Origin of the sequence: Stenotrophomonas sp. SORGH_AS_0282, from assembly GCF_030818125.1 — a bacterium.
In the GTDB taxonomy this organism is placed as follows: domain Bacteria; phylum Pseudomonadota; class Gammaproteobacteria; order Xanthomonadales; family Xanthomonadaceae; genus Stenotrophomonas; species Stenotrophomonas rhizophila_A.
This window is the reverse complement of sequence record NZ_JAUTAB010000001.1, coordinates 428,527-452,913: the sequence shown is the minus strand read 5'-3', so window position 1 is coordinate 452,913 and position 24,387 is coordinate 428,527. Positions and strand designations below refer to the sequence as shown.

Annotated in this window: 22 protein-coding genes and 2 riboswitches; of the genes, 8 read left to right on the top strand and 14 right to left on the bottom strand. The window is 67.5% G+C overall.

Annotated elements, in window-relative coordinates; all coding sequences use genetic code 11:
• Positions 1-129 precede the first annotated feature (129 nt).
• Entirely contained in the window at positions 130-1,440 is a 1,311-nt protein-coding gene (locus QE395_RS01905) for an NAD(P)/FAD-dependent oxidoreductase (protein ID WP_249833188.1), read from the top strand.
• On the opposite strand, the gene QE395_RS01900 is transcribed toward QE395_RS01905, so the two are convergent.
• Entirely contained in the window at positions 1,413-1,730 is a 318-nt protein-coding gene (locus QE395_RS01900; protein WP_210131157.1) for a hypothetical protein, read from the bottom strand. The genes QE395_RS01905 and QE395_RS01900 overlap by 28 nt on opposite strands.
• Positions 1,727-1,999, bottom strand: coding sequence for a GIY-YIG nuclease family protein (locus tag QE395_RS01895; protein WP_306987401.1), 273 nt, complete (start codon positions 1,997-1,999; stop codon positions 1,727-1,729). Before QE395_RS01895 ends, QE395_RS01900 begins: the two co-directional genes overlap by 4 nt.
• A 44-nt stretch (positions 2,000-2,043) precedes the next feature.
• A riboswitch (glycine riboswitch) is annotated at positions 2,044-2,126 on the top strand.
• 20 nt (positions 2,127-2,146) lie between these two features.
• Positions 2,147-2,237, top strand: a riboswitch (glycine riboswitch).
• Positions 2,238-2,320: 83 nt separating this feature from the next.
• Here QE395_RS01895 and QE395_RS01890 point away from each other — a divergent pair.
• Positions 2,321-2,938, top strand: coding sequence for a trimeric intracellular cation channel family protein (locus tag QE395_RS01890; protein ID WP_068854189.1), 618 nt, complete (start codon positions 2,321-2,323; stop codon positions 2,936-2,938).
• Here the strand turns inward: QE395_RS01890 and QE395_RS01885 are convergent.
• The 3 genes from QE395_RS01885 to QE395_RS01875 form a co-directional block, all read right to left on the bottom strand.
• Positions 2,935-3,372: a GNAT family N-acetyltransferase gene (locus QE395_RS01885; RefSeq protein ID WP_245356740.1), complete on the bottom strand. Its 438-nt coding sequence runs from the start codon at positions 3,370-3,372 to the stop codon at positions 2,935-2,937. The two genes, QE395_RS01890 and QE395_RS01885, sit on opposite strands and share 4 nt — an antisense overlap.
• A 46-nt stretch (positions 3,373-3,418) precedes the next feature.
• Complete coding sequence (locus tag QE395_RS01880; protein ID WP_095363113.1) at positions 3,419-3,688, bottom strand: DUF1778 domain-containing protein; 270 nt, start codon at positions 3,686-3,688, stop codon at positions 3,419-3,421.
• A 183-nt stretch (positions 3,689-3,871) separates the two neighbouring features.
• Entirely contained in the window at positions 3,872-4,945 is a 1,074-nt protein-coding gene (locus QE395_RS01875) for a 3-deoxy-7-phosphoheptulonate synthase (RefSeq protein ID WP_068854192.1), read from the bottom strand.
• 301 nt (positions 4,946-5,246) lie between these two features.
• Between QE395_RS01875 and QE395_RS01870 the strand changes: the two genes are divergently transcribed.
• Positions 5,247-6,410 carry a serine hydrolase domain-containing protein gene (locus QE395_RS01870; protein ID WP_306987399.1) on the top strand — a complete coding sequence of 388 codons (1,164 nt, stop codon included), beginning with the start codon at positions 5,247-5,249 and terminating at the stop codon, positions 6,408-6,410.
• 69 nt (positions 6,411-6,479) lie between these two features.
• Here QE395_RS01870 and groL read toward each other — a convergent pair whose 3' ends face one another.
• Both groL and QE395_RS01860 read right to left on the bottom strand, forming a co-directional pair.
• Complete coding sequence (gene groL, locus QE395_RS01865) at positions 6,480-8,129, bottom strand: chaperonin GroEL (RefSeq protein WP_093534776.1); 1,650 nt, start codon at positions 8,127-8,129, stop codon at positions 6,480-6,482.
• A gap of 90 nt (positions 8,130-8,219) precedes the next feature.
• Positions 8,220-8,507: a co-chaperone GroES gene (locus tag QE395_RS01860; RefSeq protein WP_068854195.1), complete on the bottom strand. Its 288-nt coding sequence runs from the start codon at positions 8,505-8,507 to the stop codon at positions 8,220-8,222.
• A gap of 279 nt (positions 8,508-8,786) precedes the next feature.
• Between QE395_RS01860 and QE395_RS01855 the strand changes: the two genes are divergently transcribed.
• The 4 genes from QE395_RS01855 (at position 8,787) to QE395_RS01840 (ending at position 14,004) form a co-directional block, all read left to right on the top strand.
• Positions 8,787-10,571, top strand: a complete 1,785-nt coding sequence (locus tag QE395_RS01855) for an endonuclease (protein ID WP_249833191.1) — start codon at positions 8,787-8,789, stop codon at positions 10,569-10,571.
• Between the two features lie 147 nt (positions 10,572-10,718).
• Positions 10,719-11,057, top strand: a complete 339-nt coding sequence (gene cutA / locus QE395_RS01850) for a divalent-cation tolerance protein CutA (RefSeq protein ID WP_068854197.1) — start codon at positions 10,719-10,721, stop codon at positions 11,055-11,057.
• A complete protein-coding gene (locus QE395_RS01845; protein WP_306987397.1) occupies positions 11,057-13,423 on the top strand; it encodes a protein-disulfide reductase DsbD domain-containing protein in 2,367 nt (788 codons plus the stop codon). Before cutA ends, QE395_RS01845 begins: the two co-directional genes overlap by 1 nt.
• Entirely contained in the window at positions 13,420-14,004 is a 585-nt protein-coding gene (locus QE395_RS01840) for a TlpA disulfide reductase family protein (protein WP_095363059.1), read from the top strand. Before QE395_RS01845 ends, QE395_RS01840 begins: the two co-directional genes overlap by 4 nt.
• Here the strand turns inward: QE395_RS01840 and QE395_RS01835 are convergent.
• The 3 genes from QE395_RS01835 to QE395_RS01825 all read right to left on the bottom strand — a co-directional run bounded on the left by QE395_RS01835 (position 13,980) and on the right by QE395_RS01825 (position 20,055).
• Positions 13,980-16,616 (bottom strand): excinuclease ABC subunit UvrA, encoded by a 2,637-nt coding sequence (locus QE395_RS01835; RefSeq protein ID WP_306987395.1) that lies wholly within the window; start codon positions 16,614-16,616, stop codon positions 13,980-13,982. The two genes, QE395_RS01840 and QE395_RS01835, sit on opposite strands and share 25 nt — an antisense overlap.
• A gap of 69 nt (positions 16,617-16,685) precedes the next feature.
• A complete protein-coding gene (locus QE395_RS01830; RefSeq protein WP_249833194.1) occupies positions 16,686-19,229 on the bottom strand; it encodes a methyl-accepting chemotaxis protein in 2,544 nt (847 codons plus the stop codon).
• A 148-nt stretch (positions 19,230-19,377) separates the two neighbouring features.
• The gene (locus QE395_RS01825) at positions 19,378-20,055 is read right to left on the bottom strand and encodes an isochorismatase family protein (protein ID WP_249833195.1); all 678 of its coding nucleotides are present in this window, start codon (positions 20,053-20,055) and stop codon (positions 19,378-19,380) included.
• A 102-nt stretch (positions 20,056-20,157) separates the two neighbouring features.
• Between QE395_RS01825 and QE395_RS01820 the strand changes: the two genes are divergently transcribed.
• The gene (locus QE395_RS01820) at positions 20,158-21,129 is read left to right on the top strand and encodes a helix-turn-helix domain-containing protein (RefSeq protein ID WP_306987393.1); all 972 of its coding nucleotides are present in this window, start codon (positions 20,158-20,160) and stop codon (positions 21,127-21,129) included.
• Here QE395_RS01820 and QE395_RS01815 read toward each other — a convergent pair.
• From QE395_RS01815 to QE395_RS01800, 4 genes are read right to left on the bottom strand one after another with little or no spacing between them, the layout of a single operon-like run.
• The gene (locus QE395_RS01815; protein ID WP_306987392.1) at positions 21,088-21,909 is read right to left on the bottom strand and encodes an NAD(P)H-binding protein; all 822 of its coding nucleotides are present in this window, start codon (positions 21,907-21,909) and stop codon (positions 21,088-21,090) included. The two genes, QE395_RS01820 and QE395_RS01815, sit on opposite strands and share 42 nt — an antisense overlap.
• 18 nt (positions 21,910-21,927) lie before the next feature.
• Positions 21,928-22,935 carry a bestrophin family ion channel gene (locus QE395_RS01810; protein WP_095363063.1) on the bottom strand — a complete coding sequence of 336 codons (1,008 nt, stop codon included), beginning with the start codon at positions 22,933-22,935 and terminating at the stop codon, positions 21,928-21,930.
• Positions 22,936-22,966: 31 nt separating this feature from the next.
• Positions 22,967-23,473, bottom strand: a complete 507-nt coding sequence (locus QE395_RS01805; RefSeq protein WP_068854202.1) for an Ohr family peroxiredoxin — start codon at positions 23,471-23,473, stop codon at positions 22,967-22,969.
• A 32-nt stretch (positions 23,474-23,505) separates the two neighbouring features.
• A complete protein-coding gene (locus QE395_RS01800; RefSeq protein ID WP_095363064.1) occupies positions 23,506-24,261 on the bottom strand; it encodes an SDR family oxidoreductase in 756 nt (251 codons plus the stop codon).
• Positions 24,262-24,387: the final 126 nt, after the last annotated feature.

Genomic DNA, 24,387 nt, shown 5'->3' with positions numbered 1-24,387 from the left:
GGCAAGGGTCGAATCGGCCGCCGGCAGGCGCGACGGCTGCTGAACCCAGTATCTGCCATCCACGTGAATATCGCGCATCACGTGCGAACATGCAGTGCTTCGCTTCGACCCCCGCCAAGGAGTCATTGCATGACCCGCGATTCCCTGCCCCACCTGGTCATCATCGGTGGCGGCTTCGCCGGCCTCTGGGCCACCCGCGCGCTGGCCAGCGCGCGCATCCGCATCACCCTGGTGGACCGTCGCAACCACCATCTGTTCCAGCCGCTGCTTTACCAGGTCGCCACCGCCGGCCTGTCCGCACCCGACATCGCTGCGCCGCTGCGCCACATCCTGGGCGACCAGCGTAATGTTGAAGTGCGGCTGGGCGAGGTGACCTCGATCGACAAGGCCAGCCGCCAGATCACCCTGGCCGACGGCAGCCAGCTCGGCTACGACACCCTGATGCTGTGCACCGGCGCCACCCACGCCTATTTCGGGCACGACGAGTGGGCCGCCGACGCGCCTGGCCTGAAGACCCTGGACGATGCCATCGCGCTGCGCCGCAAGCTGCTGCTGGCCTTCGAACGCGCCGAGGCCGAGCCGGATCCGGCACGCAAAGCGGCGTGGCTGAGCTTCGCGGTGGTCGGCGGTGGCCCCACCGGGGTGGAACTGGCCGGCACGTTGGCCGAGATCGCGCGGCACACGCTACGCAACGAGTTCCGCCATATCGATCCGGCCAGCGCCAAGGTGCGGCTGGTCGAAGCCGGGCCACGGGTGCTGTCCAGCTTCCCCGAGGTGCTGTCGCTGAAAGCGCGGCGCCAGCTGGAGAAGCTCGGGGTGGAAGTGCTGACCGGTACGGCGGTGAGCCACATCGACGGCGAGGGCTTCCAGCTCGGTGAGCAGTTCATTGCCGCGCGCACGGTGGTGTGGGCCGCGGGCGTGGCCGCTTCGCCGTTGGCGCGGACGCTGGAGGTGCCGTTGGACCGCGCCGGACGCGTGCCGGTGCAGCCCGACCTGACCCTGGACGGGCACGCGGAGATCTTCGTCGCCGGCGACCTGGCCGCGCTGCAGCAGGCCGATGGTCGGCCGGTGCCGGGCGTTGCCCCGGCCGCCAAGCAGATGGGCAAGCACGTGGCCGCAACCCTCCGTGCACGGCTGGAGGGCAAGCCGTCACCCGGGCCGTTCAAGTACCAGGACTTCGGCAACCTGGCCACGATCGGGCGCATGGCTGCCATCGTGCACCTGGGCCGGCTGCAGTTGTCGGGCGTGCTGGCGTGGTGGTTCTGGCTGGCCGCGCACGTGTTCTTCCTGATCGGGTTCCGCAACCGGATTGTGGTGCTGCTCAACTGGGCGGTGGCGTATTGGAGCTACCAGCGCAGCGCGCGGATCATCTTCGGTGATGACCGCGAGGACCGGCGGCCAAAGTCGTCCGATCAGGGATCGTTGCCAGGGGCGAGGTGAACATCCCAGGTGCACAGGTAGTCCGGATCGCTGATGGTCAGCGCCATTGAGCGCAGCGTGTAGTCGCCCGGTGCTGCCGGGGTGTAGTGGTCCAGCGTGGGCGGCAGGAACACTTCCTCGCCGTCCATTGCACTGGCCAGTACCACGCCTTCTTCGTCATTGATGCGCAGCACTTGCCCGGCCATCTGGCGGTGCTCCAGGGCGTTGCCCTGGGCGTCAAGGTAGGTCATGCCGGCGAGCACGGTCTTGCCGATCATTGCGCGCGCCTTGGCCGGGTCGATTCCGGTCATGCTCCGGCACTCCGTTGCTGCAGCCAGGCCAGCTTGCGTGCGCGCGGCTGGCGCTTGAGCTCGCATTCGGCCTTGGAAGCTGCCGAGCGGTCGGGGTAGGCGCGCATGGCCAGCAGCTTCACCGGTGGGTTGGCGCGGGTGTAGCGCGCGCCTTTGCCGCACAGGTGGGCCTGGAAGCGGGCGTCCACGTCGTTGCTGATGCCGGCGTAATAGCTGCCGTTGCGGCATTCCAGCAGGTAGACGTACCAGGGGGCGGGTTCAGCGGGCATACCGGGATTATCCACCGGCGGGGGCGTGCTGGCTGCTAGAATCGGACCCGGATGCAGGAGAGAGGCGCCGCGCTGGCGCCCGCCGAAGGCGCAGGCTCCCATAATCGCTCAGGCCGGTGGCTCGATACGCCACCAACCATGCATCCAACACGCCGATCTGGAGAGAGGTCTTCAATGACCCGCCGAAGGGGCACGTGGCCTGGCCACTGAACTCTCAGGCAAAAGGACAGCGGGAGCGGCAACGGAATCCCACCCCACGATAGTGCTGCGGCGCTGGCGCGTGCGCGTTTCCGTCCCCGCCTGCCCCTCCGGAGCCGTTGCATGCTGCTGTCCATCATCTACCTCATCGCCATTTCCGCCGAAGCCATGACCGGCGCCCTGTCTGCCGGCCGGCGGCGGATGGACCTGTTCGGCGTGGTCATCATCGCCTGCGTCACCGCGCTGGGCGGCGGTTCGCTGCGCGATATCGTGCTGGGCCACTACCCGCTGGGCTGGGTCAAGCACCCCGAGTACCTGGGCTTCACCATCTGCGCGGCACTGATCGCCACCTGGGTGGCGCGCTGGATGCACCACTTCCGCCGCACCTTCCTGGTGCTCGATGGCCTGGGCCTGATCTGCTTCACCCTGATCGGCTGCGCGGTGGCGCGCGACGGCGGCCACGCGGTGCCGATCGTGCTCATCGCCGGCATGCTCACCGGCGCCTTCGGCGGCGTGCTGCGCGACGTGCTGTGCAACGAGGTGCCGCTGATCTTCCAGAAGGAGCTGTACGCGGTGATCACCCTGCTTACCGGCGCGGCATGGCTGGGCCTGCTCGAACTGGGTGTGTCGCTCAACGCCGCCACGCTGTGGTGCCTGGGCGGCGGCTTCGCCTTCCGCCTGCTGGCGATCCATTTCAAGTGGGAGATGCCGAAGTTCGTGTACCGCGACGAGGTGCATTAGCACGCAAGGGGCAGCATCAGCGTCAGAGGGTGAATGGGTGAAGCGATGAAACCGTGCTTGAGGTAGAACGCCTTGGCGGGCTCATCGATGGCATGGCAGAGCAACGCCCGTGCGCCGACCTGAGCGCACGCCTGCAGCGAACGTAGCACCGCATCCTTCAACAAGCCCTGGCCAATGCCTTGCCCCGCCCTGTCCGCATGTACCGCCAACCGCCCCAACACGATGACCGGAATGGGATCGGGCATGTTGCGGCGGATTCGTCCGGGCACGGCGTCATGCGCTATCGAACCGGCTGAGAGCGCGTAGTAACCGACGACGCGACGCTTCTCATCGCAGGCAACGAAGCATCTGGATGCGCCGGATGCCTGGTTCTGGCGTGCGCGTTCAAGCAGCCATTTCGCCAGGGGTGGAGCGCTGCAGCGGAAGTCATCCAACAGATGATCCGCATGCAGCGGTGTTGGAGCGGAGAGCCACAAGGGCTCAGCGTTCCCAGGGCGCCGGCGTGCTCAACAACCGGCGCAGCGCCAGGTTTTCCTCCAGCGGCGCGTCCAGCAGCGCATTGAAGCGCTGCAGCTGCTCGGCATTCAACGTGAACTGCGTCTGGTCGGCCAGCACCTCGCGTGCCCTGTCGCACGCGGCTTCCAGGATGAACTCGGTGCGATTCACGCCACTGATTGCTACGGCACGATCGATCAGATCCTGCTTATCGGCAGGGGCCCGGAAATTGATGACTTTGCTTGCGGTTCCCATGGGAAGCACCCGCACGTTGCTGGACTGTGCATACATTGTACATACACCCTGTAGGACCCTCAAGTGAGGCCTGCAGTCTGCAGCGCTGGGCGCGCAGTATCCAATTGATTCTCTTTAACAAAACCAGGCTTCCGGTAGAGCGGATCTTTCGTGGAGCCGGCCGGCGGCCGGCTCCCTGCGGGGTCAAGCCGCCTCGGCCAGACGCCGCGCGCGCCGCGCACGCACGGCCTCGGCCAGCGCTTCGAGTACCTGCAGCGAACTGTCCCAGCCGATGCAGCCATCGGTGATGCTCTGCCCGTACACCAGCGGCTGGCCTTCCACCAGTTCCTGGCGGCCGGCCACCAGATGGCTTTCCACCATGACGCCCACGATGCGCTCTTCGCCTGCCGCCAGCTGTGCGTTGATATCGGCGATCACCTTCGGCTGGTTCTCCGGATTCTTGCTGCTGTTGGCGTGGCTGGCATCAATCATCAATCGCGCCGGCAGCTGCGCCTTGGCCAGCGTCTGGCTGGCGGCATCCACGCTGGCGGCATCGAAGTTGGGCACCTTTCCGCCGCGCAGGATCACGTGGCAATCCGGGTTGCCGGCGGTAGCGACAATGGCCGTATCGCCCTGTTTGGTCACCGACAGGAAATGATGCGGGTTGGATGCGGCCCCCACCGCGTCGGCGGCGATCTTGATGTTGCCGTCGGTACCGTTCTTGAAGCCGACCGGGCACGACAGCCCGGAGGCCAGCTCGCGATGCACCTGGCTTTCGGTGGTACGTGCGCCAATCGCGCCCCAGGCAACCAGGTCGGCGATGTACTGCGGCGAGATCACATCCAGGAACTCCACGCCGGCCGGCAGGCCCAACTTGTTGATGTCGCGCAGCAGGCCGCGCGCAACGCGCAGGCCCTTGTTGATCTGGAAGCTGCCATCCAGGTCCGGGTCGTTGATCAGGCCCTTCCAACCCACCGTGGTGCGCGGCTTTTCGAAGTAGACGCGCATGACGATTTCCAGTTCGCCCGCGTACGCATCGCGCAGCGGCTTCAGGCGCTGCGCGTATTCGATCGCCGCGACCGGGTCATGGATCGAGCACGGGCCGATCACCACCGCCAGGCGGTCATCGCGGCCGTGCAGGATCTCGTGCAGTGCGGCGCGCGAGGCGCTTACCGTGGAGGAGGCTTCATCATCGCAGGGCAGCATCGCCAACAGCTGTGCCGGCGGGGTCAACGGTTCGATCTTGCGGATGCGCAGGTCGTCGGTGTGGGGGGGCATGGGGGTGTCTCCTGGAAGGTGGGGGTCCCCAGCGCGGCGGCAACAAAAAAGCCGCCAGGTGCGCTGGCGGCTTTCGGGAATGCGTCTGAAGGTTTCTTCAGGGTGAGCGCATGCCTTCCTCCGCCGGTGGCTTCGGAAAGTAATACCAAAAGTAGGAATTGGCGTGGCGTGCGTTCATTGGGGAGTATTGATAGCACAGGGGTTTGGGAGTGCCAACTGTTTCATTCGCAACTGGGGTGCAGTGTTCAGGGCTGCAGGCCCGACGGTACGATTGGCGCTGAGACCCGGAGGAGTGCCGTGCATGCGCCCGTTCGTCCTGATGTTCTCCCTGTTGATGCCAGCGTCCGCTGCGCTGGCCGCCGCCCCACCCCACGCGCTGCCGTCCCCGCCCGCGGTGGATGCGCAGATGCAGCGTCTGATGCGGGCAACCCAGGCCCAGGGGCTGGCGTTGGCCGTGATCGATGACGGCAAGGTCGCGCAGGTGCACGCGGCCGGCAAACGCAATGCGGCCGGCGAGCCGCTGCAGCCAGACACCATCATGTACGCCGCGTCGCTGACCAAGGCGGCGTTTGCCTACATGGTGCTGCAGCTCGTGGACGACGGCATGCTGGATCTGGATCTCCCCATCGCCGCCTACCTGGACCGTCCACTACCGGACTATCCGGCCGATAAGCGCTACGCGCCCTGGCCCGACCTGAAGGACGACCCGCGCTGGCAGCAGATCACCCCGCGCATGCTGCTCAGCCACCGCAGCGGTTTCTCCAACTTCGCCTTCCTTGAACCGGAGGGAAAACTGCGGCTGCATTTCGACCCGGGCACGCGGTATGCGTATTCCGGGGAAGGGCTGATCCTGCTTCAGTTCGTGCTCGAACAGGGCGTAGGCCTGGACGTGGGCAGGGAAATGCAGCGGAGGGTGTTTGATCGCCTCGGCATGACCCGTACCAGCATGACCTGGCGCGCGGACTTCGCCGGCAACCTGGCCGACGGCTGGACACAGGACGGCAGCACCGAACCGCATGACGAGCGCAGCCGTGTGCGAGCGGCTGGTTCGATGGACACCACCATCACCGATATCGCGCGGCTTGCCGCCGCCCTGGTGAGCGGTAAAGGCCTTTCACCTGCATCGCGGCGTGAGCTGGTGCGCGCGCAGTGGCCGATCACCACCGCATCGCAGTTCCCCACGCTGCAGGACGAACTGCCCCCGGCGAAGCGGCGTGCCGACCTTGCCGCCGGGCTGGGCGTGGTGGTGTTCGATGGCCCGCAGGGCCATGGCTTCTACAAAGGCGGGCATGACGATGCGGTGGGTAACACGATGGTCTGCCTGGAACGTGGCCAGCGCTGCGTGGTGATCCTGGGCAACGATGTGCGCGCCGAAGCGGCATTCCCCGCACTGGTGCGCTACGTTTTGGGTGACACCGCCGTGCCGTGGACCTGGGAATACGGCAACAAGGTGTTTGTCCCATAACGAAAGAACCCCGCCTTTCGGCGGGGTTCTTCGTTTACAGCACGACAGGGTGTCGCGTGTGCGGGGACCTTAGAAGTCCATGCCGCCCATGCCACCCATGCCGCCCATGCCGCCGCCTGCTGCGCCGGCGCCGTCATCCTTCTTCGGCGCTTCGGCCACCATCGCTTCGGTGGTGATCATCAGGCCGGCGATCGAGGCAGCGTTCTGCAGGGCAGAACGGGTCACCTTGGTCGGATCCAGGATGCCGAACTGCAGCATGTCGCCGAACTCGCCGGTGGCGGCGTTGTAGCCGTAGCTGCCGGTGCCTTCCTTGACCTTGTTGACGATCACGGACGGCTCTTCGCCGGCGTTGGCGACGATTTCACGCAGCGGGGCTTCCATCGCGCGCAGGGCGATCTGGATGCCGTGGTTCTGGTCTTCGTTGGCACCCTTCAGGCCAGCCAGCGCGGTGACCGCACGGACCAGGGCAACACCGCCGCCCGGCACCACGCCTTCTTCGACCGCCGCACGGGTAGCGTGCAGGGCGTCGTCGACGCGGTCCTTCTTTTCCTTCATTTCGATTTCGGTCGACGCACCGACCTTGATCACGGCAACACCGCCGGCCAGCTTGGCCACGCGTTCCTGCAGCTTCTCACGGTCGTAATCGGACGAGGTGTCTTCGATCTGGGTCTTGATGCGGGCCACGCGTGCCTGCACCGCGTCCTGGTCGCCCTGGCCGTCGACGATGGTGGTGTTTTCCTTGGAAACCTGCACCTTCTTCGCGCGGCCGAGGTCGGCGATGGTCGCCTTCTCCAGCGACAGGCCGATTTCTTCGGAGATCACGGTGCCGCCGGTCAGGGTGGCCATGTCTTCCAGCATCGCCTTGCGACGGTCGCCGAAGCCCGGTGCCTTGACGGCCACGACCTTGACGATGCCGCGGATGGTGTTGACCACCAGGGTCGCCAGCGCTTCGCCTTCGACTTCTTCGGCCACGATCAGCAGCGGCTTGCCGGCCTTGGCGACGCCTTCCAGCACCGGCAGCAGGTCACGCACGTTGGAGATCTTCTTGTCGTGCAGCAGGATGTACGGATCATCCAGGTCGGCGGTCTGCGCCTGCTGGTTGTTGATGAAGTACGGGGACAGGTAGCCGCGGTCGAACTGCATGCCCTTGACCACGTCCAGCTCGTTTTCCAGGCCCGAGCCTTCTTCAACGGTGATCACGCCTTCCTTGCCGACTTCACGCATCGCCTCGGCGATGATGTTGCCGATCGACTCATCCGAGTTGGCCGAGATCGTACCGACCTGGGCAATCGCCTTGTCGTCGGCGGTGGGCTTGGAGATGTTCTTCAGCTCGGCGACGGCGGCGACCACGGCCTTGTCGATACCGCGCTTGAGGTCCATCGGGTTCATGCCGGCAGCCACGGCCTTGGCGCCTTCGCGGATCAGGGCCTGGGCCAGCACGGTGGCGGTGGTGGTGCCGTCGCCGGCGTCATCGTTGGTACGCGAGGCGACTTCCTTCACCATCTGCGCGCCCATGTTCTCGAACTTGTCAGCCAGTTCGATTTCCTTGGCGACGGACACGCCGTCCTTGGTAATGGTCGGGGCGCCGAAGCTCTTTTCGAGCACGACGTTGCGGCCCTTCGGGCCCAGGGTGGCCTTGACGGCATTGGCGAGAACGTTGACGCCGCGCACCATGCGGGCGCGGGCGTCTTCACCGAAACGAATTTCCTTGGCAGCCATTGCGATTACCTTTTATGTGGCGCCGGGCGATGCCCGGCTGCGTTGATCTGAAAAAAGAAGAAGCGGCGGGGCAAGCCCGGCGGCGCAAACTCAGCCGATGACGGCGAGGATGTCGTCTTCGCGCAGGACCTTGTATTCCACGCCTTCGCTCTTGTAGGTGCTGCCGGCGTACTGGCCGTAGATCACCTTGTCGCCAACCTTCAGCGACGGCGCGCGCACGCTGCCGTTGTCCAGCGGCTTGCCCGGGCCCACGGCCACGACTTCACCCTTGGTCGACTTTTCCTTGGCCGAGTCGGGGATGACGATGCCGCCGGCGGAGACTTCGTCGGCTTCGATCGGCTTGACCACAACGCGGTCGTGAAGCGGCTTGATGTTCATGCGTGCCTCTTAAGTTGTTGATTGGTTTGAAAAAGTCCGGCGATCTTAGCACTCACCCCAGGTGACTGCCAGCACCGCTCGTGAAAAAACCCGCCAGTGCGGGACAGGGCAGAGATGGTGCTGTCCCGAGCCCTTTCAAGGGGGTGCCGACGAATTCCCCCAGACCGCCATTTTCTTGACGCACGTCCCACTGCGGAGTGCCGAATCCGACAAATCGATAGATGTGTCATATGGATTAGCTAGATTCGGCCGGCAAAACCCAATCACAAGGAGACGTAGATGAGGTTGCTCACACCGCTGTCCCTGGGGTGCCTGTTGGCGCTGGCCGCCGGTTCCGCCCAGGCGGACGTATTCATCAATGAACTGCACTACGACGACAGCACCCCGGCCGGGGATGTCGGCGAAGCCATCGAGGTGGTCGCCACCGGCGGCGAGGACCTCAGTACCTACCGGCTGTACCTGTACAACGGCAGCACCCCGTCGGCGGCCACGGTCTATGCCAACAACGCCGTGCCGGCCGGTACCGCCGCCGGCTGCGGCAAGGCCAGCATCGCCACCGTCACCTACCCCACCAACGGCCTGCAGAACGGCGCCAACGACGGCATCGCGCTGGTGGATGCCAGCGGCAAGGTCATCCAGTTCATCAGCTACGAAGGCACCATCACCGCCTCCGGCGGCCCGGCCGCCGGGCTGACCAGCCAGAACATCCCGGTCAGCGAGAGCAACAGCACCGCCCCGGGCACCTCCCTGCAGCTCACCGGCAGCGGCAGCCAGTACACCCACTTCACCTGGGCCGGATCGGCGGCGCAGACCTTCGGTGCCTGCAACACCGGCCAGACCTTCAGCGGCGGCGGCAGCACCGGGCCCAACACCCCGCCGTCGGTGAGCACCACCACCCCGGAACAGGGCGCAACCAGCTTCCCGGCCGCTGCCGACCTGGCCGTGACCTTCAGTGAAAGCGTCACCGTCAGCGCCGGTGCGTTTGCCCTGAGCTGCGGCCAGTCCGGCACGGTGCCGCTCACCCACGCCAGCAGCGGTACCCGCTTCACCCTGTCGACCAACACCGCGCTGGTGGCCGGTGAAGCCTGCCGCTTCGACATCCGTGCCGCGCGCATCAAGGACGCCCAGGGCGCACGCCCGGCGGCCGATACCCGCATCGCCTTCACCGTGGCCAGCGGCGGTACCGACCCCGGTCCCGACCCGGATCCGGGCAGCTACTACTCGAAGGTCAACACCTCCAGCCCCAGCCAGCTGCGCTGCTCGCTGCACGCCACCATCAAGGGCCACACCTCGTATCCGTACAGCGGCTCGGGCACCAGCACCTGGACCATCCTGGAAATCGCCGACGAGGATCCCAACAACAGCGGCCGCATCCTGGACGCGTACCGCAACCGCAGCTACGCCAAGGTCACCGACCGGGCCGGCACCGGCAGCGGGTTGACCTACAACCGCGAGCACACCTGGCCCAATTCACTGGGCTTTGCCAGCACCACCGGCGACAAGGGACTGCCCTACGCGCCCTATACCGATACCCACATGCTGTACCTGACCGATGCGCAGTGGAACGCGGACCGCGGCAACAAGCCGTTCGCCAAGTGCGACAGCAACTGCGGCGAGCGCGCCACCGAGGCCAACAACGGCACCGGCGGCGGCAGTGGCGGCTATCCGGGCAATTCCAACTGGGTGCGCACCCCGGACGGGAATGCCGGCACCTTCGAGGTGTGGGGCCACCGCAAGGGCGACATGGCGCGTGCGGTGATGTACATGGCGATCCGTTATGAGGGCGGCAAGGACGCAGCCACCGGCCAGTCCGAACCGGACCTGGAGCTGACCGACGACCGCAGCAGGATCGTGAAGACCTCGGCCTCGCCGGCCTACATGGGCCTGCTCTCGACCCTGATCGACTGGCACCTGTCCGACCCGCCGGATGCCGCAGAAAAAGCCCGAAATGAAGTGATCTACAGCTTCCAGGGCAACCGCAACCCGTTCATCGACCACCCGGAATGGGGCACGCCTGCCCTGTTCACGTCGGCCAAGCCGGCGACCTGCGAGTTGGCGAACTGAGGCATCCCGAGTTGCCGGCCAGGGGCCGGCACCAGGACAATACGGTGCCCCGGCCACCCGCCGGTGCCACCGGGATTCGATTCTCCGGCCGGTTCCCAGGCGGAACCGGCCGGCATCGCCAGGCCGCGATCTCTATACTCGGCGGTCATGTCGACCCCCGATCCCGTATTCATCCTCCTGACCACCTGCCCCGATGCGGCCACCGCCACGCGGCTGGCGCATGCGCTGGTGGAAGAACGCCTGGCCGCCTGCGTGACCCGGCTGGACGGGGCGCACTCGACCTACCGCTGGCACGGTGAGGTGACCGAGGACGCTGAGGTCCAACTGCTGATCAAGACCACCGGCAGCCGCCTGGATGCGGCCATCGCGCGCGTGCAGGTGCTGCACCCGTATGAACTCCCCGAGTGCATCGCGGTCGAAACCCGCGCCGGCCTGCCGGCGTACCTGGATTGGATTCGGGCCCAGACCCGAGAGGAAACTGATTGATGACGCTGTTTCGTCGTGTTGCGGCGCTGTGCGCGCTGTTCGTGGTGTCCCTGCCGGCACTGGCCGTCAGCGAGAAAGACCTGCTGCCGGTGGATGAAGCCTTCGGGCTGAGCGCGCAGGCGCGCGACCGCGACCGTATCGAGGTGAGCTGGAAGATCGCGCCGGGCTACTACCTCTACCGCCACCGCACTACGGTCAAGAGCGACGCCGGCTTCAGTGCCGAGGCGCTGCAGATGCCGGCCGGCAAGAAGCACCACGATGACTTCTTCGGCGAAGTGGAAACCTACCGTGAGCGGCTGACCGCCGTACTGCCCGGCAAGGCTGCCGACGGTGCTGAAACGGTGACGCTGGAAGTGCGTTACCAGGGCTGCGCCGATGCCGGCGTGTGCTACCCGCCGCAGAAGCGCAGCGTGCAGGTCACGCTGCCGGGTGGCAGCGCCCGCGCCGACAGCGCCATGACCCCGGCCTTGGGCGCCGCCGCCGCGTCGCCGTTCAACAACCCGCTGGCCGGCAATGCCGCCGGTGGCCTGCGCCTGCCCGGCGCGGCCAGCACCCCGTCACTGCCGCTGCCGTCCGAACGCGCCTTCGGCTTCGAAGCCATCGTCGGCGATGGCAATACCGTGCTGCTGCGTTTCAGTCCGGCGCCGGGCTACTACCTCTACCGCGACCGCACTTCGCTGAAGCTGGAAGGCGCCCCGGGCATCCGCGCGGACAAGCCGCTGTGGCCGGCCGCCAAGTCGCACCGCGACGAGCACTTCGGCGATGTGTCGGTGTATTTCGACCAGGTCGATGTGAAGCTGCCGCTGCGCCGCAGCGTGGCCGAGGCCGCCGATGCCACGCTGGTGATCACCTTCCAGGGCTGCCAGACCGATGGCATCTGCTACCCGCCGATGACCCGGCGGGTGAAGCTGGCGCTGCCGGCCGGCAAGGTCAACGCCAGTGCGGGTGAAGAAGCGCGCCGCAGCGAAGTGATCGCCCCGCTGGTGACGCGCGATAAGCGTGCGCAGGAACGCGAGGCCAACGGCATTGCGACCCAGCCGATGCTGATCCGCCCGAACGAACCGGCGCTGGCGCTGCCCGCCGACGGCACGCCCGACGCCAGCGCCGACAACGACCAGCGCACGCGTCCGCCGGGCAGCAGCGGCAGTGCCACGCCGATCACCCTGATCACCGCGTTGCTGCTGGCCCTGGCCGGCGGCCTGATCCTCAACCTCATGCCGTGCGTGCTGCCGATCCTGTCGCTGAAGGTGCTGGGCGTGGCGCAGAGCGGCGAAAGCCGCCAGCGCGCGCGCAGCCACGCGCTCTGGTACACGGCAGGCGTGCTGGTGGCGTTCGCCGCGATTGGCGCACTGGTGCTGGCGCTGCGTGCCGCCGGGCAGGCGGCGGGCTGGGGCTTCCAGCTGCAGCACCCGTGGTTCATTGCCGCACTGGTGTACCTGATGTTCACCGTGGGCTTGAGCCTGTCCGGGGTGTTCACCCTGGGCGGCAGCCTGGGCGGCGTGGGCCAGTCGCTGGCCTCGCGTAGCGGACCGATGGGCGATTTCTTCACCGGCGTGCTCGCCTGCGTGGTGGCCAGCCCGTGCGTGGCGCCGTTCATGGGGGCGCCGCTGGCCTATGCCTTCACCGCACCGGCGGTGCCGGCGATGCTGGTGTTCCTGATGCTGGGCCTCGGCCTGGCGCTGCCGTTCCTGCTGATCGGCTTCGTGCCTTCGCTGGCCAAGCGCCTGCCGCGCCCGGGCGCGTGGATGGAAACGCTGAAGCAGGTGCTGGCCTTCCCGATGTATGCCACCGCGCTGTGGCTGCTGTGGGTGCTGGGCAAACAGCGTGGCGTGGATGCCATGGCACTCGTGCTGGCCGGGCTGGTGATGCTGGGCCTGGCGCTGTGGTGGTTCGAGCGCAGCCGCTGGCGCAGCCAGCGCGTCGGTGCCGCATTGGCGCTGGTGCTGCTGCTGGGCGCACTCGTGCCGGTGTGGGGCGTGACCCGCATCGCTGCACCGGCCAAAGCCGCACTGGCCGCGGCCGACAACGTGGTGGCCTATTCGCCGCAGATGCTCGACCGGCTGCGCCAGGACAACCGCGTGGTGTTCGTCAACATGACCGCCGACTGGTGCGTGACCTGCAAGGCCAACGAACGCGCGGTGCTGGGCACCCAGGGTTTCGAGGAAACCCTGCGCCGTACCAACGCGGTGTACATGCGCGGTGACTACACCAACGTGGACCCGGAGATCACCGCGTTCCTGGAAGAGCACAAGGCGGTCGGCGTGCCGCTGTACGTGGTCTACGGCCCCGGCGCACCGCCGACCGTGCTGCCCACCGTGCTGACCCAGGCGCTGGTGGAAGAAGCGCTGCTGCGCACCGCGCGATGAGTACCCCGCCGCCCCGTACCTCGTTGATGGTGGTGGCGGCGCTGGCTGCGGCGCTGGGGTTGGGCACCGGCGTGTACTACGTGGCGCGCACGCCACAGGAAACGGGGTTTCCTGCGGTGGGCCGCCCGGCCGCCGCGCCGGCCCAACCCGGCGATGCGATGCCGGCCATCACCCTGCCGGACGTGGATGGCACGCCCGTGGACTTCGCCCGCTTCGGTGGCCGCCCCCTGTTGATCAACGTGTGGGCCAGCTGGTGCGGTCCGTGCGTGGAAGAGATGCCCATGTTGGCCGCGTTTGCCGCTGCACAGCCGGCCGATGGCGTGCAGGTGGTGGGCCTGGCCATCGATACGCCGGACGGCGTACGCGATTTCCTTGACCGCGTGCCGGTGACCTACCCGATCGTGATCGAGCAGCCAGCGCCGGATGACGCCAGCGTGCGCTTGGGCAACGCCCAGGGTCTGCTGCCCTACACGGTGCTGGTGGGCGCCGACGGGAACATCGTCAAGCAGAAACTGGGGCCGTTCGCAGATGGGGAAATCGAGCAGTGGGTAGGCAGTCAGGCGAAGAACCGCCGCAGGTAGCCCGCCGTCCTGCCTGCTTTCGATCGGCTCACCTGCTCGGGTGTTCCCGCCGCCACGATCTGCCCACCCTGCTCGCCCGCGCCGGGACCCACGTCGATCACCCAGTCCGCATCGGCCACCACGCGCAGGTCGTGCTCGACCACCACCACCGTGTTGCCCGCATCCACCAGCCCATGCAGCTGCGCCATCAGCTTGTCCACGTCGGCCGGGTGCAGGCCGGTGGTGGGCTCGTCGAGCACGTACAGGCTGTTGCCGTGCTGGCTGCGCTGCAGTTCGGTGGCCAGCTTGATCCGCTGCGCTTCGCCACCAGACAGTTCCGTGGCCGGCTGGCCCAACCGCAGATAGCCCAGCCCGATGTCGCACAGCAGCTGCAACGGACGCTGCACGACCGATTCACCGGCAAAGAACGCCAGCGCCTCTTCCACCGTCATCGCCAGCACCTGCGCGATGCTGCGGCCATTCCACTCCACCTCCAGCGTCTTGGCGTTGTAGCGCTGGCCGTGGCAGGTCGGGCATGGTGCGTACACGCTGGGCATGAACAGCAGCTCCACGTGCACGAAGCCTTCGCCTTCGCAGGTTTCGCAGCGGCCCTGCGCCACGTTGAAGGAAAAGCGGCTGGCGCTGTAGCGCCGCGCCTTGGCCATGCGGGTACCGGCGAACAGCTTGCGCACGTGGTCGAACAGGCCGGTGTAGGTGGCCAGGTTGGAACGTGGCGTGCGCCCGATCGGCTTCTGGTCCACGTTCACCAGGCGCTTGATCGCCGTGTGACCGGCATGCAGGCGGCCGCGGGTGCGCTCGATCCGGCTGGGTTGTGGCAGGTCATCGTCCGCATCGGGCGCCACCGGCTCATGGCCCAAGTGCTCACCCACCAGCTCCACCAGCGCCTGGCTGACCAGGCTGGACTTGCCCGAGCCGGAGACACCGGTAACCGCGCAGAACGTGCCCAGCGGGAAGCGTGCATCCAGCCCATGCAGGTTGTTGCGGTGGATGCCGCGCAGCTCCAGCCAGCCGGCAGGCGTGCGCGGGCTGCGGGTGGCACGGTCGTGCTTGCCGAACAGGTAGGGTGCAGTGGCCGAGGCGGCGACGCCGCGCAGCCCCTCGGGCTCACCGCTGTACAGCACCTGCCCACCGTGCTGGCCTGCACCGGGACCGACATCCACCAGCCAATCGGCACGGCGCAGCATCTCCAGATCGTGCTCCACCACGAACAACGTGTTGCCGCCTGCCTTGAGCTGGTCAAGCGCGCCATACAGGGCCTCGCCATCTGCCGGATGCAGGCCGGCGGTGGGCTCATCCAGCACGTACACCACGCCGAACAGGCTGGAGCGGATCTGGGTGGCCAGGCGCAGACGCTGCAGCTCACCCGGCGACAGCGTCGGGGTGGCGCGGTCCATCGACAGGTAGCCCAACCCCAGCGATTCGAGCGTACCGATACGCTCCACCAGATCGTGCGCGATGCGCTGGGCAGCGATACGCTTCTCCTCGGACAGGTCGGGCGTGCGGCGCACGTCACTGCTGCCTGCATGCAGCGGCCCGCCCTTCTCCACCCGCAGCTGTTCGGCCCTGCGCCCGGCCGCGCGGCTGCGCGTTGCCCCCTTTGCCGGCGCGTTGAAGCGGCCTTCCGCCGCCGGCCGCAGCGCCTCGGCCATCGCCGCCAGCGACAGCTGGGACAGCGCGCCGATGTCCATGCCGGCGAAGGTCACCGACAAGGCAGCACGCTTGAGGCGCTTGCCATCGCAGACCGGACAGACCGTACCCACCATGTAGCGCGCCACGCGCTTCTTCATCATGGCGCTCTGGGTGGTGGCGAAGGTGTGCAGCACATAGCGGCGCGCGCCACTGAAGGTGCCCATGTAGCTGGGCTCTTCCTTGCGGCGCAGCGCGGCGCGGGTTTCTGCCGGGGTGAACCCGGCATACACCGGCGCCACCGGCTGCTCGTCGGTGAACAGGATCCAGTCGCGCTGCTTCTTAGGCAGGTCGCGCCAGGGAATGTCAACGTCGTAGCCCAGCGTCACCAGGATGTCACGCTGGTTCTGCCCGTGCCACGCCGGTGGCCATGCGGCGATGGCGCGCTCGCGGATGGTCAGCGAGGGATCGGGCACCATGGACTGTTCGGTCACTTCATACACGTGGCCCAAGCCATGGCAGTTCGGGCAGGCGCCCTGCGGTGTGTTCGGCGAAAAGTCCTCGGCATACAGCATCGGCTGTCTGGCCGGATACGTACCAGCGCGCGAATACAACATGCGCAGCAGGCTGGACAGCGTGGTCACGCTGCCCACGCTGGAGCGTACGCTCGCGGTGCCGCGCTGCTGCTGCAGCGCCACCGCCGGCGGCAGGCCTTCGATGGCATCCACATCAGGCACGCCCACCTGGTCGATCAGGCGGCGCGCATAGGGTGACAACGACTCCAGGTAGCGACGCTGCGCTTCGGCATACAGCGTGCCGAAGGCGAGCGAGGACTTGCCGGATCCCGAAATTCCCGAGAACACCACCAGCGCATCGCGCGGGATGTCCACGTCGACGTTCTTCAGGTTGTGCTCGCGCGCCCCGCGCACGCGGACAAATGCGTTGCGGGTCTGGGCGGGAGACGATGTTTTTCGACGTGTGCTCATGGTGGGAAGCATACCGCCGGTGGCGCCGCCCATTGGGCGGCCCACGTAGACGCCGCAATCACGAACCCATCACGCTACCGCAGGACGAAGCCCGCGCACTACCGCAGGCCGTGCCACCACGAACGCCGCCACCGCTTCGGACAACAGAGCCGCCTGCCGCTGCATCGCCTGCGCGGACGCCGAGGCTTCCTCCACCATCGCCGCGTTCTGCTGCGTGCTGCCGTCCATCTGCAACAACGTCTTGCCTACCTGCTCGATGCCCACGCTCTGCTGCTGCGAGGCCGCCGCGATGCTGGCGCTGATCGCGGTGACCTGCCCCACGCTGCCGACGATGCGGCGCATGGTGGCACCAGCCTCGCCTACCAGCCGGGTACCGGCGTTGACCGTCTCCACCGAGGTCTCGATCAGCTGCTTGATCTGGCGGGCGGCATCGGCGCTGCGCTGGGCCAGCAGGCGTACTTCGCCCGCTACCACCGCGAAACTCCGGCCCTGCTCGCCGGCCCGTGCGGCTTCCACCGCAGCGTTGAGGGCAAGGATGTTGGTCTGGAAGGCGATGCCGTCGATCACCCCGGTGATGTCGCCGATGTGCCGTGAGGAGGCGGCGATGTCGTGCATCGTGGACACGACCTGTGCCACCGCGTTGCCGCCCTGCCCCGCAATGGCAGCGGCATCCATCGCCAGCTGGTTGGCCTGCTGCGCCGAATCCGCGTTCTCGCGCACGGTTGCAGTGAGTTCCTCCATGGAGGACGCGGTTTCTTCAAGATGCGCCGCCTGCCGTTCCGTGCGTTCGGCGAGGTCACGGTTGCCGGCCACGATTTCACCAGCCGCGCCGTTGATCGCCGCGGTGGCGTGCTGGATGCGCGCCACGATGTCGGCCAGCTGTGCCACGCTGGCGTTGGCATCGTCGCGCATCTGCGCGAACACGCCCTGGTAGTCACCCTGCATGCGGACGCCCAGGTCACCGTGCGCCAGCCCGGACAGCAGCGCCTGCAGCCCGGCCAGGTTGCCCTGGAAGGTATCCAGCAGGCGGTTGATGCTCACCGCCAAGGTCAGCACGAAACCCTGCTTGTCGTTCACCGCGATACGCGCCTGCAGCTGACCCTGCGCGGCGGCGTCCACCAGCGCGGCCACTTCGGTTTCGACCGTGGTTTCCAGCGCGCGGCTGCGCCATTCCACCGCGGCTCCCAGCAACTGGTCGTGGTCGAGGATGGGGTTGAGTACCAGCTGATAGCGGATTCCGCCCTGCTCGATCTCGTGTGCACTGGCATGGCCGCGCTGCAGCTGCGCGGCGACGCCCGCAAACACCGGATGCAGCACCTGCGCCGGTTGGCCCTGCCACTGGCTGGGCGTGCAGCCCAACGCAGTGCACAGCGCATGGTTGAGGAAGCCGATGCGGCCGTCAGGCTCCAGCACCATCAAGCCGGTCTGGGCACTGTCCAGGGCCTGGCGCGCACGGGTGTTGTCGCGCGCGGCGGCCCGCTCGGCCTCGATCCGGCCGCGCAGCCGTTCCTGCATATGTCGCAGGCGTTGCGCCAGCTGGCCGAACTCATCGTGCGGGTTATGCACGACCAGCACCGTATCCAGCCGGTCCTCGGCGATGTCCTCGGCGAAGCGCAACGTGTTGGCAATCGGGCGTTGCACCGCCTGCAGGGTCAGCAGCAGCGTGGCGATCAGCAACGCAGCCACCAGCAGCAGCGTGACCGCGAACACCACCGTCATCGCCCTCGCCTGCGCCTGCAGGCGCCCACGCGCGGCCTCCAGGGCCATTGCCTGCGCACGCTGCACCTGCTCGAGCGACGGCGCGATCTGTGCAGCGGTATCGGCCAGCGACTGCGCTTCCACATCCAGCCCGACCCGCGCGGCGGTGTAGCCAAGCAGTGCACCCTGGTAGCTGTCCATCGCGGTGCGAAGCGCGTCCTGTGCGCCCGCCGGCACGCCCGGCGCTGCCAGCGCCAGTTCGAACGGCAGCTTGGCTTCGCTGGCGCGGTCGGCATGGGTGGAATCGCCAGTGAGCAACAGCAGCGCTTCCTGACGGCGGATGGCCTGCCACTGGGCGTCCAGTGCGGGTTGTTGCAGGGGGGCCAGCTCGGCCTCCATCGCAGCAGCGGCGGCCTCCAGCTGCGCGCGCAGCCCGGCCTCGCCCCTTCCCATTTCATCCACGCGTGCATTCAGCGCGTTGATCCCCTCGGCAAACTCGCCGATGCGGGTGGCCAATGCCCTGAGTGAAGCCGCATTGCCGTTGGCGGCGGCGGTGCGCTGCAGTGCCTCCAGCGACACCTGCAGGCGCTGGCGTGCCTGCTGCAGCGCCTCCCGGTCGGCATCGTCGAAGCTCGCTGCGTAGCGGGTCTGCAGGCGGCGGGCATCGGCCACCTGGGTGCCCAGTGCCGCCATCAGGCTGGTCGCCTGCTGATGGGAGGCGAAGGTGTCGGCGGCGCGTTCGCTGTTGTACCTTGTCCAGGCGTAGACGGCGGCCACCAGCAGCAGGCCCGCTGCACAGGCCACCAGGCTGATTTTCAGCTTGCGCGCCACGCTGAGCCGGCGCAGCGATGACAGCCAACGCAACAGCGTGCGCCAGGCGGGAAGGGAACTACCACGGCGGGGAACGGCCGACATCACGTACTCCAGGCGGAATGACGCATCGATATCGGCCGTATCTGCATGGACTTTAGGGTTTGCTGCACGCCCTGCCCGACGCGTTGTGCGGTGGACACGTTGTAGCGCGCGCAGGCGACCGTACGATGACGGCCGCCCACGCCATTGCTCAGTGCTGCACCGGCAACGCCAGCACCGCCTCGGTCGACATCACGCTGCCGAAGGCATCGGCGATTTCAGTCAATGCCGCGCGGTGCAGCAGCTCGGCCGGCAGCGTGCCTTGCCCAGGCAGCGCCTGGATGCTCCGGGTGGCGACCGCATCGGACGCCACGATCACCTCGTACCCCCGCGGCACCGCATCACGCGCAGCACCGGCCACGCAGGCGTGCGTCATCAGTCCGCTGATGAGCAGGGTGCGGATGCCTTGGGCCTTCAGCTGATCATCCAGGTCGGTACTGGCGAAAACGCTGACCGTTCGTTTGCTTACCAGGTGGTGGCGCGGGCCGGGCTGCATGCCGGCGATCAGGGCGGCACCTTCAGTGCCTTCGGCGAAGACCGGTGCCGCCGCCGGGTTCAGGTGCTGCACGTGGTACACCGCAATCCCGTTGGCATCTGCCATCCGCACCAGCGCCTGCGCGTTGGCCAGCGCGGCAGCGCCATCGGGAATGGGCAGGCGCCCACTGTAGTACTCGTTCTGGAAATCGATCACCAGCAGCGCGGCGCTGCCGGCGTCCAGCGTCTGTGGGGGAACCGCACCGCCCAGCGCGCGCAAGGTGGGCGCCTCGGCATCAGGAATCGCGGTAGCCGGGGCCGTCAGGCTCATGCCGGCGAGCAAAGAAAGGATCATGGCGTTCATTCGTGAACTCCGTTGGGGAATGAGCCAGCATTGTTGGGGACCCCCGGCGCGGCCGACAGTGGCCCGAATGCCATTCCCTGCTAGGATCGGGCCATGCTGCCAGACCACCACCCGCACCACGTCGTCGTGGTCGCCTACCAGCAGATCAGCCCCTTCCACCTGGCCGTGCCGTGCACGGTGTTCGGCGAGGACCTGGCCCGGCTCGGCGCACCGCGCTACCGCGTGACCGTGTGCGCCGCCGAACCCGGCCCGCTGCAGACCCCGGCCGGCTTCAGCCTTGGCATCGCGCATGGACTGGAGGCCCTGGCCGAGGCGGACACCATCGTGGTGCCGGCCTGGCGCGACCCGGCTGAACCGGCGCCCCCGGCGCTGCTGGAAGCGCTTCACGATGCCCATGCGCGTGGCGTACGTCTGGTCGGGCTGTGCCTGGGCGCGGTGGTGTTGGCGCAGGCCGGCCTGCTGGACGGTCGTCGTGCCTCTACCCACTGGGTGTTCATGGATGACGTGGCTGCACTGCACCCGCGCGTGCAATTGCAGCGCGACGTGCTCTACGTGGAAGACGGCACGCTTTTGACCTCCGCAGGTACCGCAGCAGCCATCGACTGTTGCCTGCACCTGGTGCGGCAGGACCACGGTGCCGAGGTTGCCAGCCGCGTGGCACGGCGCATGGTGGTGGCCCCGCATCGCCAGGGTGGGCAGGCGCAGTACATCGAGCAGCCCCTGCCGGTGACCTGCGGCGACGACAGGCTGGCAGCCGTGCTCGAGTGGGCCGCGTTCCATCTTGCCGAACCGCTGGGCATCGATGCGCTGGCCGACCGCGCCCGGATGAGCCGACGCACCTTCACCCGCCATTTCCGCGCCGCCACCGGCACCACCTTCAACCAATGGCTGCTGGAACAGCGGCTGGCACGTGCGCAACGCCTGCTGGAAACCAGCGACAGCGCGCTGGACAGGGTGGCCCAGCACGCAGGCTTCGGTTCCACGGTGTCACTGCGCAGCCATTTCAGCCGCGCGTTTGGCGTGTCACCCGCTGCTTACCGGCGTACGTTCCACGCTGACACCTAGCGGATCGGGAAGATTGACGCGCGGCCGGTTGCCAGGCAGGTGGCTGGCCAGCCAATCGATGAAACGCGTAGTGCCCAACAGCGCGCCCGGCTCGGGGGTCAGCGTGGCATCTTTCAGCAGCGCACCGTAGTAGCGCGCCTCGGGATCTGCCACGACCGGACGCTGGTCCTGGTTGAAGTACATCACCCACTCCACCAGCTCGAACAGGCGATGACGCTCCGGGCCAGCGACCTGTACCGTGTGGCCGCGAGGCGGTGCGGTGGCAACCTGTGCGACCAGGGCGCCGAGATCGTCGGCGGCCACCGGCTGCACCTTGGCGGGCGACAGGTGCAGCACCTCGCGCGCAGCGACGGGCGGAACCAGCTGGACCATGAATTCGAAGCACTGGGTGGCACGGACCAGCGTGGCCGGAAGGGGCGCCCGGCGGATCAGGGCCTCCTGGATGGCTTTGGCCCGGAAGTAGGCGCTGTCCTGCAGGTAGGGAGTGCCCACCACGGAGAGGCCAACGTAGTGCGCAACGCCGGCGCGATCACAGGCCGCCAGCAGCCGCGTGGTGGCGCGCTCGAAATACGCGGTGACATCGGGGTCTTCGAAGATCGGTGCATTGCCCGCATCCACCACGACCTCTACCCCATCCAGAGCTTCATCCAGCCCATGCCCACCGACCACATCCACGCCGTTGCGCCGCGATGCCGCGCGCACGTCGTGGCCCTGCGCGGCCAACTGCTCCACCACGCGGCTGCCAATCAGCCCGTGACCTCCGATGACGACGATCTTCATGTGCGTGCTCCCGATGGGCTACATCACGATGGGGCTGGCCGGCACCTGCGGTACCGGAATGTCGCGCTCATCCAGCAGCAGGCGCAGGTCCAGCTCGATGGAGGTGCACAGCTGCGAAATCGGAATGTCGTTGGCGCCACCTTCGAAGGGATTGGCGCTGCTTTCGCCGACCTGGTCCAGCGCGGCATACATCCACGACACCAGCACGCTCAGCGGAATCGCCAGCCACACCATGTGCCCGGCCATCGCCCCGCCCACGGTGTCGTTCATGGGTGCCAGCAGGTCGATCATGCCCAGTGGCAGCAGCAGGCACAGGATGCGGACAAAGATCACGTTGATCACCGCGTACTGGCGCGGATAGGGGTAGTTCTTGATCCGTTCGCTGCGCGCCTGCTGGTCGTGCAGGTCGCGCAGCACGCGCTGCAGTTCGGCGAAGCTGGCCTGCGGTATGTCACCTGCATCCAGCAGCTGACGCAGCGATGCCCCCTGCAGGGAAAGTACTTCGGTGGCCTTGCCGCCAGCGCCCAGGATGCGCGAGCGCTCTTCGGGAGTGACGTACTTGATCAGCTCGGCATCCAGCGTGCGCACCTTTTCCGGCACGTCATAGCGCTTGCGGTACTCGATGTTGGGCGCCAGCTGCACGGTCTCCCAGGGTTTGGTTTCGCGCATCTGGTAGCGTAGCGCGGTCAGCCACGCCAGGTGGCGGTACACCAGCCGCCGGGTGTGTTCGGGATGGGCCACGTAGTCGCGGCTCATCGTGCCCCACAGGCGGCTGGCGGCGGTGATGGAGGCCCACACCTGCTGCGCTTCCCACAACCGGTTGTAGGTCTGGGTGTTCTTGAAGCCTGCGATCAGCGCCACGCTGGTACCCAGCATGAAGATTACGTTCCATGGCACCGCCAGCCAATGCAGCCCGCCGAGCTGGTACAGCGCCACCAGCGCCACATCCAGCAGGATCAGCAGGTACAGCGGGCGGCGGGTCCACAGCAGGAACTCGGTGAAGGTATAGGAGCGGCCGGCGTGCATGAGGGTGTTCTCCAGCAGGGGGAAACGCCGCTCAGGGGGCGGCGGTGGGCACCACGCTCACCACGTGCGTGATGCCGTTGCGGAACATCTTTGCGTAGGGGCAGACACGTTCGGTGTTGCGCACCAGCTCGGCGGCCACGCCGGCCTCAAGGCCGGGCAGGTAGGCTTCCACCTCGGCCGACAGCAGGTACAGGCCGTCGATCGGGTCGCGCGAGAAGGTCACCGACACCTCGATGCAGGGGTCCACCAGCACCAGCCCGGCACGGCTGGCCAGCAGGTTCATCGCGCCGTGGAAGCAGGCCGCATAGCCGGCAGCCAACAGCTGCTCGGGGTTGCTGCCGCCCCCTGGACCGCCCAGCGAGGGAGGCAGGCGCAGGTCGAGCGCCAAGGCGCCATCGTCGGAGACGACCACGCCCGAAGCGCGTCCGTGTCCCGTCTCGCCGCCGCTCACCCGCACCCGCCCGGTGTAGAGCGGGCGCACCTCGTCGCCACGGTATTTGTCGAGAACGGTGGGCGACGGCGGCTTCAGGTCGGACATGGCGTTTCCACGAGGTGCGGGCGGACGGGCAATCAGTTGCTGCGTACCAACCCGGACTGCTGCAGCCAGGCATCGAAGCCCTGCCGGCCCAGCCACGCCTGGCCGACCGGCACCAGCGTGTCGTTCTGCAGTTGCGCACCGAAGTACGGTGCCTGTGCGTCGCCCACCACCTGGCGGGGATCGTGGGTACGGTCGAGGAAGCGCTGTGCCAGTTCGTCCATCGGTGCGCGCTCGGGGCCGGCGATCTCCACCACCCCGTTGACGGCAGGCTGCAGCGCGATGCGCGCCACTGCGTCGGCCACGTCGTCCGCCGAAATCGGCTGCACCAGCGCGGTGGGCAGGCGCAGCGCTTCCCCGGCGGACTGGAGGATGCCCGGCAGGAATTCGAAGAACTGGGTGGAATGGATGATGGTATAGGCGATGCCCGCCTCGCGGATCAACGTCTCCTGCGCGATCTTGCCGCGGAAGTAGCCACTGGCCGCCAGCTTGTCGGTGCCCACCACGGAAAGGGCCACGTGATGGCGTACGCCGGCCTTGGCTTCGGCGGCCAGGATGTTGCGCCCCGCGGTCTGGAAGAAGGCCAGCACCTCTGCGTCTTCGAACGATGGCGAGTTGGCCAGGTCGATGACCACGTCGGTGCCGGCCATGGCCGCCTCCAGGCCGTCGCCGCTGATGATGTCGATGCCGGTGGACGGTGCGGCGATGACGATGTCATGGCCTGCCGCGCGCAGGCGGTCGACGACCTTGCTGCCAATGCGGCCGGTGCCGCCGATAACCAGGATCTTCATATTCTTGCTCCAGGGGTGGAAGATGGAACCCCGGTGGCTGGGGCATGTGACGATGCTAGTCAGGCCGCTACGGCGGCAGTAGGTCCGCGCGCGGACGCGCACTGTTGCCTGTCAGGCACCAATGGC